General features: G+C 43.0%; 13 protein-coding genes and 1 riboswitch. Of the genes, 2 read left to right on the top strand and 11 right to left on the bottom strand.

The features are described from left to right. Nucleotides 1-1,781: BspA family leucine-rich repeat surface protein (locus AC13CS_RS07305; RefSeq protein WP_482888706.1), on the top strand; the 1,781-nt coding region annotated here is incomplete at its 5' end. Between the two features lie 552 nt (nt 1,782-2,333). Here AC13CS_RS07305 and AC13CS_RS07300 read toward each other — a convergent pair. From AC13CS_RS07300 to AC13CS_RS07290, 3 genes are read right to left on the bottom strand one after another with little or no spacing between them, the layout of a single operon-like run. Further along, the gene (locus AC13CS_RS07300; protein WP_482888705.1) at nt 2,334-3,113 is read right to left on the bottom strand and encodes an ABC transporter ATP-binding protein; all 780 of its coding nucleotides are present in this window, start codon (nt 3,111-3,113) and stop codon (nt 2,334-2,336) included. Further along, nucleotides 3,113-4,144, bottom strand: a complete 1,032-nt coding sequence (locus tag AC13CS_RS07295) for an iron ABC transporter permease (protein ID WP_293163531.1) — start codon at nt 4,142-4,144, stop codon at nt 3,113-3,115. The genes AC13CS_RS07300 and AC13CS_RS07295 overlap by 1 nt, the downstream gene beginning before the upstream one ends. Then, nucleotides 4,145-5,296: an ABC transporter substrate-binding protein gene (locus tag AC13CS_RS07290; RefSeq protein ID WP_293163528.1), complete on the bottom strand. Its 1,152-nt coding sequence runs from the start codon at nt 5,294-5,296 to the stop codon at nt 4,145-4,147. It abuts the gene before it with no gap. A gap of 55 nt (nt 5,297-5,351) precedes the next feature. Then, nucleotides 5,352-5,577, top strand: a riboswitch (cobalamin riboswitch). Nucleotides 5,578-5,646: 69 nt separating this feature from the next. Between AC13CS_RS07290 and AC13CS_RS07285 the strand changes: the two genes are divergently transcribed. Then, the gene (locus AC13CS_RS07285) at nt 5,647-7,509 is read left to right on the top strand and encodes a TonB-dependent receptor plug domain-containing protein (RefSeq protein WP_293163525.1); all 1,863 of its coding nucleotides are present in this window, start codon (nt 5,647-5,649) and stop codon (nt 7,507-7,509) included. A gap of 395 nt (nt 7,510-7,904) precedes the next feature. On the opposite strand, the gene ribB is transcribed toward AC13CS_RS07285, so the two are convergent. The 8 genes from ribB to AC13CS_RS07245 form a co-directional block, all read right to left on the bottom strand. Then, nucleotides 7,905-9,044 carry a 3,4-dihydroxy-2-butanone-4-phosphate synthase gene (gene ribB / locus AC13CS_RS07280; RefSeq protein WP_293163522.1) on the bottom strand — a complete coding sequence of 380 codons (1,140 nt, stop codon included), beginning with the start codon at nt 9,042-9,044 and terminating at the stop codon, nt 7,905-7,907. Next, nucleotides 9,041-10,543 (bottom strand): LptF/LptG family permease, encoded by a 1,503-nt coding sequence (locus AC13CS_RS07275; RefSeq protein WP_293163519.1) that lies wholly within the window; start codon nt 10,541-10,543, stop codon nt 9,041-9,043. The genes ribB and AC13CS_RS07275 overlap by 4 nt, the downstream gene beginning before the upstream one ends. Before the next feature lie 3 nt (nt 10,544-10,546). Continuing rightward, the gene (lolA1, locus tag AC13CS_RS07270; RefSeq protein ID WP_482888703.1) at nt 10,547-11,212 is read right to left on the bottom strand and encodes an outer membrane lipoprotein periplasmic chaperone LolA1; all 666 of its coding nucleotides are present in this window, start codon (nt 11,210-11,212) and stop codon (nt 10,547-10,549) included. Next, entirely contained in the window at nt 11,199-13,589 is a 2,391-nt protein-coding gene (locus AC13CS_RS07265; protein WP_293163516.1) for a DNA translocase FtsK, read from the bottom strand. The genes lolA1 and AC13CS_RS07265 overlap by 14 nt, the downstream gene beginning before the upstream one ends. 62 nt (nt 13,590-13,651) lie before the next feature. Beyond that, nucleotides 13,652-14,017 carry a diacylglycerol kinase family protein gene (locus AC13CS_RS07260; protein ID WP_293163513.1) on the bottom strand — a complete coding sequence of 122 codons (366 nt, stop codon included), beginning with the start codon at nt 14,015-14,017 and terminating at the stop codon, nt 13,652-13,654. Nucleotides 14,018-14,154: 137 nt separating this feature from the next. Further along, nucleotides 14,155-14,412 carry a DUF6952 family protein gene (locus tag AC13CS_RS07255; RefSeq protein WP_108247236.1) on the bottom strand — a complete coding sequence of 86 codons (258 nt, stop codon included), beginning with the start codon at nt 14,410-14,412 and terminating at the stop codon, nt 14,155-14,157. Then, nucleotides 14,393-14,707 (bottom strand): thioredoxin family protein, encoded by a 315-nt coding sequence (locus tag AC13CS_RS07250; protein WP_014034573.1) that lies wholly within the window; start codon nt 14,705-14,707, stop codon nt 14,393-14,395. The genes AC13CS_RS07255 and AC13CS_RS07250 overlap by 20 nt, the downstream gene beginning before the upstream one ends. A gap of 5 nt (nt 14,708-14,712) precedes the next feature. Next, complete coding sequence (locus AC13CS_RS07245; RefSeq protein WP_108247238.1) at nt 14,713-15,357, bottom strand: peroxiredoxin; 645 nt, start codon at nt 15,355-15,357, stop codon at nt 14,713-14,715. Nucleotides 15,358-15,359 lie beyond the last annotated feature (2 nt).

Raw genomic sequence — 15,359 nt, 5'->3', positions numbered from 1 at the left:
CCGATGGCACGGCCAAAGTAGATGCCACGGTGACCATAAAAGTGACAGCGGTCGACCCAGATAATCAGTCCCCGGTGATCGAGGCACAGGAATTTACAGTGTCCGAAGCGATCACCGATTCCGATGAGATCGGACAGGTAGAGGCCACCGACCCAGAGGACGACGACCTTACCTTTGAGCTGATCGCGAACGACAACGACCTCTTTCTACTGACCACGGCAGGGGTGCTGACCTTGGCCGAGGGCAAGACCTTGGACTTTGGGACCGCCACCGAGCACAGTATAACGGTAAGGGTGAGCGATGGCAACACCACGGCCAATGCAGAGATCACCATAAAAGTGACCCAGGGCGCCGCCAACTCGGCCCCAGTGATCGAAGCACAGGAGTTTACCGCAAAGGAGGACATAGCCGATACTGATGTAATAGGTACGGTGACCGCCACCGATGCCGACGAGGACGAGCTTACCTTTGAGCTGACAGAGAACGACAACGACCTTTTTATGCTGACCGCGGCAGGGGAACTTACCTTGGCCGAGGGCAAGACCTTGGACTACGAGACCGCCACGGAGCACAGCATTACCGTAAGCGTTAGCGATGGTGAGGAGACCGCCGAGGCCACAATAACGATAACCGTGGAGAACGTGATAGAGGGCATGGCCGAGGACCCCGACTCCTTTATTACCACTTGGAAGACCGAGACCGATGGGGAGAAGATCACCATTGGTTTAGAATTTAGCTACACCTACAACTATGCAGTGGACTGGGGAGATGGCACAGTGGAAGAGCTTACCAATGCTGACGGAAAACCATCCCATGTTTACGCCACGGCGGGTACCTATACCGTGGCCATACAGGGGGAGTTCCCAGCTATTCTAATGTTCGATGGAGGAACTACAGATAAACTCATGAGCTTGGAGCAATGGGGCAACATACAGTGGAAAAGTTTTAATGGAGCTTTTGGAGGTGGTTGTTCCAACATGGTGTACAATGCCACGGATGTCCCCGACCTTTCCCAAGTGACCATTATGGACGGTATGTTCTATGGTGCCTCTTCCTTTAATGGGGACCTTAGCGGTTGGGATGTAAGTAGCGTGACCAGTATGGGTAGTATGTTCCAATACGCGGATGTTTTTAATGGAGATATCAGTACTTGGGACGTAAGCAATGTGACCAATATGAGTTCTATGTTCCATAATGCCCCTTCCTTTAACGGAGACCTTAGCGGTTGGGACGTAAGCAATGTGACGGATATGGGTTCTATGTTCAGTGGTGCTACTTCCTTTAACGGGGATTTAAGTACTTGGGACGTAAGCAATGTGACCAATATGAGCGGTATGTTCAGAGATGCTTTTTCCTTTAACGGGGATATCAGCACTTGGGACGTAAGCAATGTGACCACTATGGTTGCTATGTTCCGGAATGCCTCTTCCTTTAACGGGGATATCAGCACTTGGGACGTAAGCAATGTGACCAATATGAGCAATATGTTCTATGGAGCCACTTCCTTTGATCAAGATTTCGGTAGTTGGGACATTGGCAGTGTGGAATCCATGAACAGTATGCTGGACAATTCAGGGATGTCCAAGGAAAACTTTAATGCCACATTGATAGGGTGGAGCAACTTTGTAGAACAGAATAATGGTCCAGATGGTATAACCTTGGGGATGGACAATCTTACCTTTTGTGGACAAGAGGCAGGTGATGCCGCTAACACCCTGAGTAACATTCATGCTTGGGATTTTACGGGAAACTACACCTATGAAGGTGTGAATTGTCAATAAATTTAAGATAGCTCCTTAATTTTACAGTAAAAATTATTTGCCGCCGGAGTGCCTACGGGTTTTTCGGCGGTTTTGTTTTTGGTTGTTGGGTTGTTTGATGCTCGGTGTTGGAAGCACGATGCACGAAGTCAGTCGGCAGTCGGCAGTTGCAGTTTGCAGTACTCAATAACCGAATAACTTTGTAACTCATAACTCCAAACTCCGAACTTCAGAAGTTTTGGTTCTTGTGTCTAACAGCGCAGCGGTCTTGGCTCTTGGCTCTCTTTTCTTTGCACTTGAACTTGAAACTTGAATTTGAACTTGCAGTAGGCAGTAACTCAATAACTCAATAACCGAATAACCCAATAACTTCCGAACTCATAACTCTGAACTTGACACTTGAACTTGATGCTTGATGCACGAAGTCAGTCGGCAGTCGGCAGTTGCAGTTTGCAGTACTCAATAACCGAATAACTTTGTAACTCATAACTCTGAACTCTGAACTTGTTCTTGAACTTGAAGCTTGTTCTTGAACTTAAACTTGAGCTAACGGGATTTCTGTCGGTTCAAAAATTACTTAGTCACCTTAAACGAACCTGTTTTGGCATCAAACTGTACCATTTCCGAAGGAAATAAACGGTCAAAGTGTTTTTGTTCAATAAGTTGACACGGGTCGCCAAACGGATGGTCTTTTCCATCCAAAATCAATATGCGGTCACATAATTGAATGGCCAATTCGATTTCGTGTGTGGTAAATAGGATGGTTTTTTGTTTGTTGTGCGCCAATTCTTGAAGCATTTTCAGGATTTGCACTTTGTGGTATAGATCCAAATGGGTGGTTGGCTCATCCAACAAAATCAAGGAAGTGTCCTGTGCCATGGCTCGTGCCACCAGAACCCGTTGTAATTGTCCATCACTAAGTTCGTGGCATTTGCGGTGTTGGAGTTCTTTCAATAAAAAAGCATCCAAACTGTCTTTAATCTGATGTTTGTCGTCTTCGGTCAATGTGCCCAACCAATTGGTGTAGGGTTGCCTGCCCAAGGCGATTAACTCTTGTACAGTCAAGTTTTTGGAGGCAGGCTGCTCGGTCAAAACCACACTAAGCTCCTTGGATAGGGTGGATGAGGTATATTTTTCCAAATTTTTGCCTTTCAACAGGATGCTTCCAGATAATTTGGGTTGAAATCCTCCCAAAGTGCGCAACAAGGTCGATTTCCCAATACCATTAATGCCGACAACCCCGCACAACATTCCGGTATCTAAATCAAAATTGATATGCTCCGCAACATTTTTTGATTCGTACCCAATGGCCAAATTTTTAACGGACAGTATGTTTTTGTTGTTATTGGCCATTAGAACATCATTTTTCGTTTACGCACCAAGAGCCATATCACTACAGGGGCTCCAACCAAGGATGTGATAGCATTAATCGGCAGCACGCTGGCGGAATTGGGCAATTGCGCCAAAGTATCGCACAGCAACATTAAAATAGCACCGTACAGCATCACGGCAGGAATCAGTACTTTGTGTTCCATGGTATCAAAAATCTGGCGGGTTAGGTGCGGTACGGCCAGCCCAACAAAAGCAATGGGCCCTGCAAATGCGGTTATACCCCCTGCTAACAGTCCCGTAGCGATAATTATGGTCAACCTGGATTTTTTTAAGGAAACTCCCAAACTTTGTGCGTAGTGTTCCCCTAGAAGCAAGGCGTTCAACGATTTTATGGAAAGTATGCTGAGCAAAACTCCCAAGGCAACGATTACAAGCAATAAAAGTAACTGCCCTGTTGAAAGGTTGCCCACACTTCCAAAGGACCAAAAGATGAAGCGTTGCAGGTTCTCGGCACTCGAAAAATAGGCCAACACGCTTACAATGGCGGAGGTGATGCTGCCGAACATCAGTCCAATGATCAACAAGGCCATGGTATCTTTCACGCGTTGGGCAACAATCATTACGATTAAAAGCACCAAAAAACTACCAATACTTGCGGCAATGGCCAGGGAAACATCACCCAAAAAAGAGAAGGAAGTGTAGCCTGCCAACAACGAAGCGCCCATCAAAAGTAAAGCGGCACCCAAACTGGCTCCAGAACTAATCCCCAGTACAAAAGGGCCTGCCAATGGATTTCTGAACAGGGTTTGCATTAAAAGCCCACTCAAGGAAAGTCCTCCGCCCACCAAAATGGAGGTAAACGCCTTGGGAACCCGATAATCCCAGATAATGTATTCCCAAGATGCAACTTGCGAAGTTTTTCCCAAAAGCGTGGATAGCATATCTGCAAAAGGAATGGAAACGGAACCCGAACTAATGTTGAGAAGACAGGATAGGATCAATGCCAGCATCAACAGCAGAAAGGAAAACCGGTATGTTTTTGCTCCTTGCATTTATTTTATTGGTTTAATGAATTGCAATTGATGCTCTGGCAATAATTCCGGGTGTACTATTTTGATGAAATCCCTCAAAACAATATCTGGGCGGTGCGGTGCCAATTCGTAAAAAATAAGCCCGCCTGTCTCACCTTTTTCAATGGCGTTGGAGTATACTTTTTTATTGGCGAAGGCGGAAAATTGTTGGTGATGGGTGTTGGCATTGCTCAATTCCTTATAAGAAGTTTGGGAAGAAGGATTAAACCAAAATTCGGCATCTTGTGCCTGCTCCAAAACGGACTCCAAACTAAGACCAATGCTTCCCGTTTCTTCGGTGTTGGACCATAGATAATCGGCATTGGCATCTTTCAGGAACTGGGCCATCCAACTGTTGCCTCCTGCCACGTACCAAACGTCTTTGTATAATCCGCCAGTTAGCACGGTTGGTCTGGATTTTGCTTTTTTTGCCAATGCAGCGGCCTGTTTATAGGATGCTTCAATTTCGGTAAAAATGCTATCTCCCAATTTTTCTTTTTGAAAGAAGGGCGCAAAAAACTTCACCCATTCTGCTTTGCCCAATGGGGTCTGTTCCACCCAATCGCCATTGTACACCACTGGTATCCCAGCCTTTTTTAGAATGTCGTACGCCTTGTTTTCTTCGTTAATACTGAACCCGATGATGAGCTCGGGGTTTAGCATCAGCACCATTTCCGTGTTGAGGACATCGTTCATGCCCAAGTTTTGAATTTGACCGTTTTCCACAAGCTTTCTTGCCTCTGGTGAAGAAATGTAGTCGGTGTTGGGAAATCCGACTATAGTTTTGAGTTCTCCGAGTTGCTTTAAAGGCTCTATGTGAGTGGTTGAAGTAAGCACTATTTTTTCGACCGGGGTACCCACGATGGCATCATATTCACCTTGCAGGAAAGTAATTGATGGTAATTTTTCTTTTGGTGCCAAGGCATATTTAAAATTATCTGCTCCAGGCCAAGCCGCGGTGACCTCTATCACGGTAAAATTGGCTTCTTTTTTTACCGTAAAGCCTGTTGCATAGGTTATGGAGGATGTTGATTCCTGTTTTTGAACAGGTTGCGATTTTTTTGCTTGCTTGCAACCTATCAACACCACCAAAAGGTATCCAAAGAAAAGAATTGACGTCTGTTTTTTTGTCATAAGTCAAAAGTAAGATTATTTAAGTTTTGCGAGAAAAGATTAAACAGATTGATTAGCTTTGACCCCGAATTTTGGTTCGCACGGATTTTTTCCGTGGGATTAAAAGGGAATCCGGTGCAAAACCGGAGCTGTTCCCGCAACTGTGAGTTTATGCCAAACTAGATTTGGCACCTCAATTATGAGGGTGTTACTTTCTACATACCCACTGTTCACTTTTTTTGAATGGGAAGGGCGAGTAACATTGAACAAGCCAGGAGACCTGCCACATTCAAACAAACAATGTTAAACTTTCGGGATAAAAGTTTACGTATGAATATCATACTATTCTCCCGTTTATTCAATTAAACGAAATGAAAAAAAATCATTTATGGTTAATTACCGCCCTTTTGGCGGGTAAGGGAATTTTTGCGCAAAACGTACAGCAAGATTCACTTAAGGTGCAGCGACTGGACGAGGTTGTTGTGAGCGATTCAAAATTTGAGTTGAAAAGAGAAAACTCAGGAAAGACGGTCATCAAGATTACGGCCGAAGAAATGCAGCGCAACCAGGGCAGAACGGTTGCGGAAATTATCAACACCAAAAGTGGTATCGAAATAGCCGGTAGCCGTGGTAGGGATGGCGATGTGCTTGGGGTTTATGCCCGTGGTGGCCGTGGTCGTCAGGTTTTGGTGATCATTGATGGTGTTCGGGTGTCGGACCCCTCCACTTTTTCGGCGGAGTACGATCTTCGGTTGCTTTCTCCAAACACCATCGAGTCCATCGAGATCATTAAAGGAGCTGCCAGTACACTTTATGGTACCAACGCGGTTACGGCCGTGATCAACATCACTACAAAAAGGGCTTCAAAACAAAAGATTGCAGGAAATTTTGAAACAAGTGTGGGCACCAATCAAACTGCCGATGACCAAAATTATAATTTAGGGAGTATTCAAAATTCGGCTAATATGAACGGAACTTTGGGTAAGTTTACCTACGGGGTGGATTTTTCCAATAGATATAAAAGCGGCCTGTCAGCTGCAGTAACGCCGGAGAATGAGGAGGATATTTTTTCACATTACAGTGCCAATTTAAGGCTTGGGTATCAATTCTCTGATGCTTTTGGGGTTCAGGTTTATGGAAACCAGACCAGGTTTAAAAATGAGTACGATGCCACACAGGCAGAAGCACCTAATTTGGGTGAGAATGAGCAGCAAAGAGTCGGGTTGTCATCCGAATATGGCTATGGCAAAGGTTCGGTCCACCTAAATACAGCGTTTACCGATTATGAATCCGTGGCCAATGATACCTTTGGTGAAAGCACCACCGAGGGAAGCAATTGGGTGTTGGATGTGTACAACAAATATGTTTTTGGTGAGCAATTCCATACCATTTTAGGAGTGAATTACATCAAAGATGAAGCTGTTTTTACTGAAGATGTTGATTTTACCATTGTGGATCCTTATGCGAATGTGGTGTATGTTTCAGATTTTGGGTTAAACTTGAATGCGGGCGCCAGACTGAACAATCACTCTGAATATGGAAACCATTTTGTGTACAATGTGAATCCTTCTTATGTTTTTGAAACTGAAAACGGATATGTGAAACTGATGGGGTCTTATGCCACATCGTACATCACACCAAATTTAACGCAGTTGTTCGGTGCCTTTGGCGGGAATCCGGAGTTGGAACCTGAAGAAAATTCGACCATTGAGGGGGGTGTTGAATTCAAATTCAATGAAAAGTTGAGAATTAGCACTGTTTATTTTGATAGAAATGAAACCAATGCCATTGGGTACGATGCCAATTTTATGAGTATTAACATTGCGGATGAAATTGATGCCAATGGGGTAGAGGTGGAAGCTACGTGGTTGCCTTGGAGCACTTTTAGCGTTAATGCTAATTACACCTTCACGGAACGGAAAGGGGACAATGCCATCCGTATTCCAAAACATAAGGCCAATGTATCCTTGTGGTACCAGTTTTGTGAGAGTACGAGTGCATCGTTAAGCTATGCTTATACAGGTGAGCGGTTTGATACGGATTTTGCTACGTATTCGGATATTGCTTTGGAACCGTTTTCATTATTGAACTTTTCCATCAGACATGAACTGATCAAAAACAAGCTAAATGTGTTCGTAAATGCGGACAATTTGTTGAACGAGGATTACAGGGAACTGCTTGGTTTCACGACACGAGGACGAAACTTTAGGTTGGGTCTCAACCTGAACCTTTAATAAAGTCCATCTGTAATATCAGTTTTTTTGAACCTGAACTTGTTCGTCTACTGGGCTGGCAAGTTCAGGTTATCCTTTTGATTAATATGGTCATTCTGAGTGAAACGAAGAATCTCTTTTTTAGTAAAAAGATAAGGCACGCCTGACCACTGACTTTCGACATTTCAACCTTAGTTTATCCTGAGCGTATCCGAAGGGCTCAACATAACACTTTATGCATCGAGCATCAAACTACAATAACCTCTGCCTAACAACAGACATGAATTACACAAATGGCCACGACAGTTAACCTTTACAGTAATGAGAGTAATGCTTTTTGGTTGAAAGATTCTCCAAATGTTTTACACTTTCAGAATGACAAACTTGAACTTGATTCTTGAACTTGTATTTGTCTATTAGTAATTCACATATTCCACTATCTCAAGACCATAACCAACCATGCCCACACGCTTGGTTTGTCCGGAATTCGTCAATAATCGAATCTTGGAAATATTGATATCGTGAAGTATTTGCGCACCAATGCCAAAGTCCTTGTTGTCCATTTCAATCTTTGGAGCCTTGTTGATTCCCTCTTCCTGAAGCTTTTTGAATTCGGACAATCTGCTCAATAGGTTCATGGATTGGTTTTCTTGATTTATAAAAATAATGGCACTTTTTTCTTCGGCGTTCAATGCATTGAACATACGCTGCAAACCTTTATCCGGATTATTGGTCAAAGTACCCAGCATATCATTGTTCACTAGCGTGGAATTAATACGGGTAAGTACAGGTTCTCCACTTTTCCAATTTCCTTTTAGCAACGCAATGTGGACTTGATCGTTCGTCGTCTGTTTGTACGCACGCAGTCTAAATTCTCCGAATCTGGTGTTCATGGTAAATGCCTCTTTAAGTTCTATAAGGCTATCGTGTTCCATGCGGTACGCGATCAAATCCTCAATGGAAACAATTTTAAGGTCAAATTTTTTGGCAACCTTCATCAATTGTGGCAATCGTGCCATGGTTCCATCCTCGTTCAAAATTTCCACCAAAATACCTGCAGGTTCCAGGCCGGCCAATCTTGCAAAGTCTATTGCAGCCTCTGTGTGTCCGGTACGCCTTAATACACCTCCATTTTTTGCCCTGAGCGGGAAAATATGTCCAGGCTTTCCCAGTTCGTGGGGTTTGGTGTCTTTGTTTACAAGGGCACTAATGGTTTTGGCCCTGTCATGAACCGAGATGCCCGTTGTGCATCCATACCCCAATAAATCCACGGAAACGGTAAACTGGGTCTGGTGCAATACCGTATTGTTTTGTACCATCATGTTCAGCTCCAGTTCCTCGCATCTATCCTCGGTTAAGGGGGCACAGATAAGACCACGGCCGTGCATGGCCATAAAATTGATCATTTCGGGGGTAACTTTTTCGGCAGCAGCAATAAAATCACCTTCGTTTTCCCTGTTCTCGTCATCTACCACAATAATTACCTTACCGTCCCTAACGTCGGCAATGGCTTCTTCAATGGCGTTTAGTTGTATTTTTTTGTTCTTGGCGATCATTGATCTTCAGCTTCTTTATCTTTCTTTTTAAATATTGATTTGATACGGTCTATAAAGTGACCAAATCCTACTAACCCCTTATCCGCAGTTGCACGTCTGGTGAGCGATATGCCCAAGGGCAGCATGATCATTGTTGGGAGCCAAGCCCCAATGGCGGGGTGAATGTTTCCTTCCTTGGCATAGTTGCCGGCAAATACACCGATAAAATAATAGGTTAAAAATAAAATGATAGCGACCACCATGGGCAATCCCAATCCTCCTTTGCGAATTATAGCCCCTAAAGGTGCGCCTACAAAAAACAAGATGATGCACGAAAGTGCCAGTGCATATTTTTGATGCAGCGATAGAATGTGGCTGTTATAGAACTTGTACCTGCTTTGCAGCTCGTTCTTTTTGGAAGTCACCGTGTTCAATATACTGGAAACCTCGTTCTGGGCTTTTTTCATTACTTGAATTTGCTCCCATTGTTCCAGACTTTCTATAAATTGATCGATGGTTCTAATGGAATCCTGTTCGGTCTTCTCTACCTTTTTTGGGGGTTGAATAAGCTCTAAATTTTGCATGGTAGTATCTTTTGGCACTTTGGGCGGAAATGCCCCCATGCGATTAACCACGTTTTTGGAAAATGCAACTACTTTTTCAAGGTTGTTTTCGCGAAGGGAATCAATATCCTTAATGAGCCGTCCCACATTTTTCATCTTGTTTGTGGTGATGTTCTGATCTTCTTCCAAATCCTGATCATTGAGTTCCGAAATATCAATATTGATGGTATAGGTCTCAAAATTTGATTTGGCGAACGGTTGCTTTCGTCGTTCTTTGGCATCTTTGGGCATAACCTCTTCGTAGTAGTTCCCATCTTTCAATACCAATTGGATGATGTCCGATTCCTCGCTACTGATCAACTCACCGGATTTTGCCTTAATGACAGTATTGTTGATATTCTGATCTGTTTTTTTATGGATGATGACATTATCCAAAAAGCGATCTTGCTCCCCATGTTTTTTGTCCACTTTAATGTTCATGCCTTCGCCGGTTCCTTCAAAATCACTAAAAACACCTTCGGTAATGGCGGCTGCTGGTTTTACTTTGGCAATGTTTCGCCTTAGGTTGAACATTTTTTGTTCTGATATTGGAATCACATCATTGGCAAAAAAGAAAGTGACTACACCTAAGAACAGAACAAACACGATAAGGCTTCGCATACCACGTTGCAACGATATACCCGAAGCTTTCATGGCGGCAAATTCATAATTTTCCGCAAATGTACCAAAGGTAAGGATGGAGGAGAGGAGTACCGTAAGCGGCAACACTTTGTCCACCAAAGTTGGGATAAAGTAGAAAATAAACTTGCCAATAATTACCATGCCCAGTCCTTTTCCCGCCAAATCATCAATGAACAGCCATATTCCCTGAAAAATGAATATGACGATGAGAATGAAAAAAGAACTGAAGAAGTTGTAAAGAAATCTTCTTAGTATATACTGATCAAGTATTTTCAATGCCTAGTTTCTTATAATATAATATCCTTTGTCCTCGTATTTTTTCTCGTCAAAGGTAAACAGAGTACTTGATATGGGCTGATTGGTTTTGAAAGAATTAACGGTAATGGTGGTTTTGGTACCATTGTTTCCCGTTTGAATCAGTTTATAGATGTGTTTGGTCTGCGTATCCACACCCAACAGCACGGATTTGATTTCCGTATTGGAGTCGATGGGGATTAATTTTACATATTGGATTTTTCTGCCCCCTACATTTTGAAGGATATCCCATTGGTAGTTATGTCCCGTTTTATAGAATGTCAACATTTTGGAGGGGCTCACATTGTCGTTGTCCTCGTTAACGTCTTCAATGGTTACTTCTTCGTTTTCTGGAACCACGGTGTAAACTTTGTTGCCATCGTACATTTGTTTGGCCCCGAAATAGTTGAGTACGTATTTTTCGCCCTTTAAGGTTACGTTTCCGTTGGTTTCCTGTTTTAGGTCGGCCTCGGTGTTTTCCAAGGTAGATTGGAAATCAATATAAATATTATCGTAGCTCTGCACTTTGTTGTAAACTTCGTCCAAAAGTGCTTTGGCCTTATCGGAGTTCTGTCCGTAAGAAGCTAATCCTACGGTAAACAATGTTATAAAAAGAATACTTTTCTTGATCATGGTCTTATTTTGCTTCATTTTCTAATAGTTGTTCCAAAGAATACATGTCGGGCACCAAAACTTGTCGGGCCTTACTACCTTCAAATGGCCCTACGATCCCGGCTGCTTCCAATTGGTCTATAATTCTACCGGCCCTGTTATACCCAAGTTTTAATTTACGTTGGATAAGGGAAGCGGAACCTTGCTGGGCCGTTACAATAACTTCGGCAGCTTCTTTGAACATAGCATCCCTGTCCGCGATATCATTATCAAGACTTGTGCCAGATTCCTCGCCTACATACTCTGGCAGTAAGTGCGCTTCGGGGTATGCACGTTGCGAACCAATGTATTCGGTAATTTTTGCCACTTCTGGTGTGTCCACAAAAGCACATTGCAACCTTGTAACGTCATTTCCTTGAGTGTAGAGCATATCTCCTCTACCGATAAGCTGGTCGGCACCTTGCGCGTCCAAAATGGTTCTGGAGTCAATTTTTGAGGTTACCCTAAACGCTATCCTAGCAGGGAAGTTGGCCTTGATGATACCGGTAATTACGTTTACCGATGGTCTTTGTGTGGCAATAATCAAGTGAATGCCTATGGCACGTGCCAATTGTGCCAATCTGGCAATTGGTGTTTCCACTTCCTTGCCCGCTGTCATGATCAAGTCTGCAAACTCATCTATCACCAAAACAATGTATGGCAAGAATTTATGTCCATCGTTCGGATTCAATTTTCTGGCCTTGAACTTGACATTATATTCCTTAACGTTTCTCACCATAGCAGATTTGAGCAACTCGTAGCGATTGTCCATTTCAATACAAAGGGAGTTCAAGGTATTGATTACCTTGGTGTTATCTGTAATGATGGCTTCTTCGGAATCGGGCAGTTTTGCCAAAAAGTGACGTTCAATTTTGTTGTAAAGGGTCAATTCCACCTTTTTGGGGTCTACCAAAATAAATTTAACCTCTGCGGGATGCTTTTTATAAAGGAGTGAGGTGATGACGGCGTTCAATCCAACTGATTTACCTTGACCCGTAGCACCAGCCATAAGCATGTGGGGCATTTTGGCAAGGTCAACCACAAAAGTTTCGTTGCTAATGGTTTTTCCAAAGGCAATGGGCAATTCCATTTCCGCTTTCTGGAATTTATTGGAAGCGATTACCGAACGCATGGAAACAATGGTGGCGTTTTTGTTGGGCACCTCGATACCCACGGTGCCTTTGCCGGGAATAGGAGCAATGATTCGGATGCCCAATGCCGCTAATGAAAGAGCAATGTCGTCTTCTAGATTTTTGATTTTGGAGATTCGTATTCCCGCTTCAGGAACAATTTCATAAAGGGTTACGGTAGGACCAATGGTCGCTTTGATCTGGGCGATTCCTATTTTATAATTTTTGAGGGTGCTAACAATTCTATTTTTGTTTTCCTCAAGCTCTTCTTGGTTGATGGTGATTCCACCTGAAGCACCATGGGCTTCCAAAAGGTCCAATGTGGGGAATTTGTAGTTGCCCAATTCCAGTTTTGGGTCGAATTCCCCAAAATCCTTTACCAATCTGGCAGCTGTTACATCGGTTTCTTCCTCTTCAACGGGTGTTTCTTCAACTTTTAGATCAATATCGGATTCTTCCTCTTGCGGAAGATTTACATCGAGTCCCGCTTCCTCGTTTAACGGAGGAATATTTTCTTTATGGGTATAAGTGTCTATTTTTTCAGGAACCTTATCATCTGTACTCAACTCAATACTGCCCTCCCCATCTTCATTAATGGTTTGGGTGTTGTGGATTGAAGGTTCTTCATTAAAATCAGATTTGATTTTTTGTTTCTGTCTGCGGAAGAAGTTGGCAAACCCTTCGGGGGTGAAATTGAACAATCGCACCAAGATTACCATCAAAACAAATATCAGAATCAAGAATACACCGATTTTTCCCGTGTAATCCTGAAGGAAGTCATTCATTTCATAACCGATAAGGCCACCCAACAATGGAAAATCCGCAGCAAAAAAACCAAGTGCAATGGATCCCCAGATGACTCCGACCAGCCCCCAAATCCATTTGGAGATCAATCGTTTTCCATTCAATCCCAAAAAGAGATAGAGCCCGGTGACGGCCAATAAGAACGGAAACACAAAAGAGGCCAAACCAAAGCCTTTGTACATAAAAAAGTGGCTTACACCGGCCCCAAATTTATTGAGCAGGTTGCTTGCTTGGGCATTACGGTCCGCAAATTGGGACAGCATGCTTTGATCCTCTTGCCATGTGAAATAAAACGACATGAAAGAGAAAAAAAGCGCAATGCTGAGAACGATCAAAAGGCTGCCAAAAATAATCTTGTTCTGCTTGGAAGGCTTAAAGGTTACCTTCTTCTTGGCAGTAGAAGTAGTTTTTTTTGATTTGGATTTTGTTCGTTTTTTGGCCATCAATTGTTTTTAAGCGGGGCTAAGTTACAAATTTACGTTGCTACTCGGGGTGTTGGATTTTGCTAAAAAATTTTAGGCACATAGATGATAAGGCCAACAATGCTTGCCAAGACCGATACTATCATAACGGCTCCTGCGGAAATATCTTTTATCAAACCAATCTTAGGGTCCAAATCGGGCTGGATATAGTCACATATTTTTTCAATGGCAGTGTTTACTCCTTCCACACCCATTACCAAACCAATGGCCAACAGTTGGAGAATCCATTCGGTGTTCGATATTTGAAAATAAAACCCAAAAGCTGTGACCACCAATGTTATAACGAACTGAATTTTAATGCTGGGCTCTGTGCGCAATAACAGAAACATGCCCTTTAGGGCATATCCTACGCTTTTTATCCTATTCTGAAGAAAAGATTCTTGGGGCATTTAGAATGCTTCAAATATTTTTTTGACATTAACCTTCTAGCCGAAAGTTTAATGCGGCTCGGTGTCAAAAATACTAAAAAAACCTTCCCGAAGTCTGTTACGGGAAGGTTCTTATTTGCTGTTTTATATAATGTATGTTACTTATCTATGGAGCCGAGCACTCTGGACATAAAACCGTTAAGCGCTTCTTTTTTAGGAGTTCCGTTCTTGATTTCGTTGGATACTTCCAAAGCGCCATAAATATTGGAGATCAATTCCCCGATCATATCCAGTTCGTCATCTTTTAAACTGGAAACTTCGCAAACACTTTCGAGGGTATCCGCAGTTTCCTGAAGGTAATCCTCGTCGTGCTCCTCGGCAAAATTGACCAACTGCTTAATTATGGGCAACTTCATTGATCAAGTCTTTTAAAACATCATACTTATTGGTCTGTACCTGATTCTTTAATGCCCCTTTTGAAAAAGCGGCAAAAGTGGGCAAATTGTCCACGTTGGCCAGCTTTCTGGATTCTGGGAATTTTTCGGCATCGACCATTACAAACTTTATATCTTCGTTCAAAGAGGCTTCCTTTTTGAACTTTGGCTTCATGATCCTGCAGTTGCCACACCAAGATGCGCTGTACTGCACCACTACGTTGTCATTGTTGGCAATGACCTCGCTTAAATTGTCTTTGTCCAATTCTACAACCATAGTGCTTAGTTTACGTGATTGGCCAAGTAATCGGAAACACCGGCTCTGTCCGCGTTCATGGCTTGTTTTCCTTCTTCCCAGTTGGCTGGGCAAACCTCTCCTTTTTCCTGAACGTGAGTGTAGGCATCTACCAAACGCAAAAATTCCTTCACGTTTCTACCCAATGGCATGTGATTGATGCTCTCGTGGAATACAGTCCCTTCTTCATCAATTAAATAAGTGGCTCTATAGGTAACGTTGTCACCTTCCACTACAACAGAATTGGTCTCCTCGTTATAGTCTTCTTTCATGATGTCCAAGATTCCCAAGGCAGAAGCCAAGTTTCTATTGCTGTCAGAAACGATAGGGTAGGTTACACCTTCTATTCCTCCGTTGTCCTTTTCAGTGTTCAGCCATGCAAAATGCACTTCGGCAGTATCACAAGAAGCTCCGATAACAATGGTATTCCTTTTTTCAAACTCACTTAGGTTTTGTTGAAAGGCAAAAAGCTCGGTCGGACACACAAAAGTGAAGTCTTTAGGGTACCAGAACAACAATACTTTCTTGTTTTCTGCTTTGGCTTTCTCTAAAATGTTGATTTTGAATGTGTCGCCCAATTCGTCGATGGCGTTTACTTCAATGTTTGGAAATTTTCTTCCTACTAGAGTCATTT

It is taken from the genome of Flagellimonas sp. B-3 (assembly GCF_056857835.1).
This window is presented reverse-complemented; position numbering and strand designations above follow the sequence as displayed.

Coding starts and splice junctions, on each gene's coding strand:
- AC13CS_RS07300 (WP_482888705.1), bottom strand. CDS start 3,113: ATGGCCAATAACAACAAAAACATACTGTCCGTTAAAAATTTGGCCATT.
- AC13CS_RS07295 (WP_293163531.1), bottom strand. CDS start 4,144: ATGCAAGGAGCAAAAACATACCGGTTTTCCTTTCTGCTGTTGATGCTG.
- AC13CS_RS07290 (WP_293163528.1), bottom strand. CDS start 5,296: ATGACAAAAAAACAGACGTCAATTCTTTTCTTTGGATACCTTTTGGTG.
- AC13CS_RS07285 (WP_293163525.1), top strand. CDS start 5,647: ATGAAAAAAAATCATTTATGGTTAATTACCGCCCTTTTGGCGGGTAAG.
- ribB (WP_293163522.1), bottom strand. CDS start 9,044: ATGATCGCCAAGAACAAAAAAATACAACTAAACGCCATTGAAGAAGCC.
- lolA1 (WP_482888703.1), bottom strand. CDS start 11,212: ATGAAGCAAAATAAGACCATGATCAAGAAAAGTATTCTTTTTATAACA.
- AC13CS_RS07265 (WP_293163516.1), bottom strand. CDS start 13,589: ATGGCCAAAAAACGAACAAAATCCAAATCAAAAAAAACTACTTCTACT.
- AC13CS_RS07260 (WP_293163513.1), bottom strand. CDS start 14,017: ATGCCCCAAGAATCTTTTCTTCAGAATAGGATAAAAAGCGTAGGATAT.
- AC13CS_RS07255 (WP_108247236.1), bottom strand. CDS start 14,412: ATGAAGTTGCCCATAATTAAGCAGTTGGTCAATTTTGCCGAGGAGCAC.
- AC13CS_RS07250 (WP_014034573.1), bottom strand. CDS start 14,707: ATGGTTGTAGAATTGGACAAAGACAATTTAAGCGAGGTCATTGCCAAC.
- AC13CS_RS07245 (WP_108247238.1), bottom strand. CDS start 15,357: ATGACTCTAGTAGGAAGAAAATTTCCAAACATTGAAGTAAACGCCATC.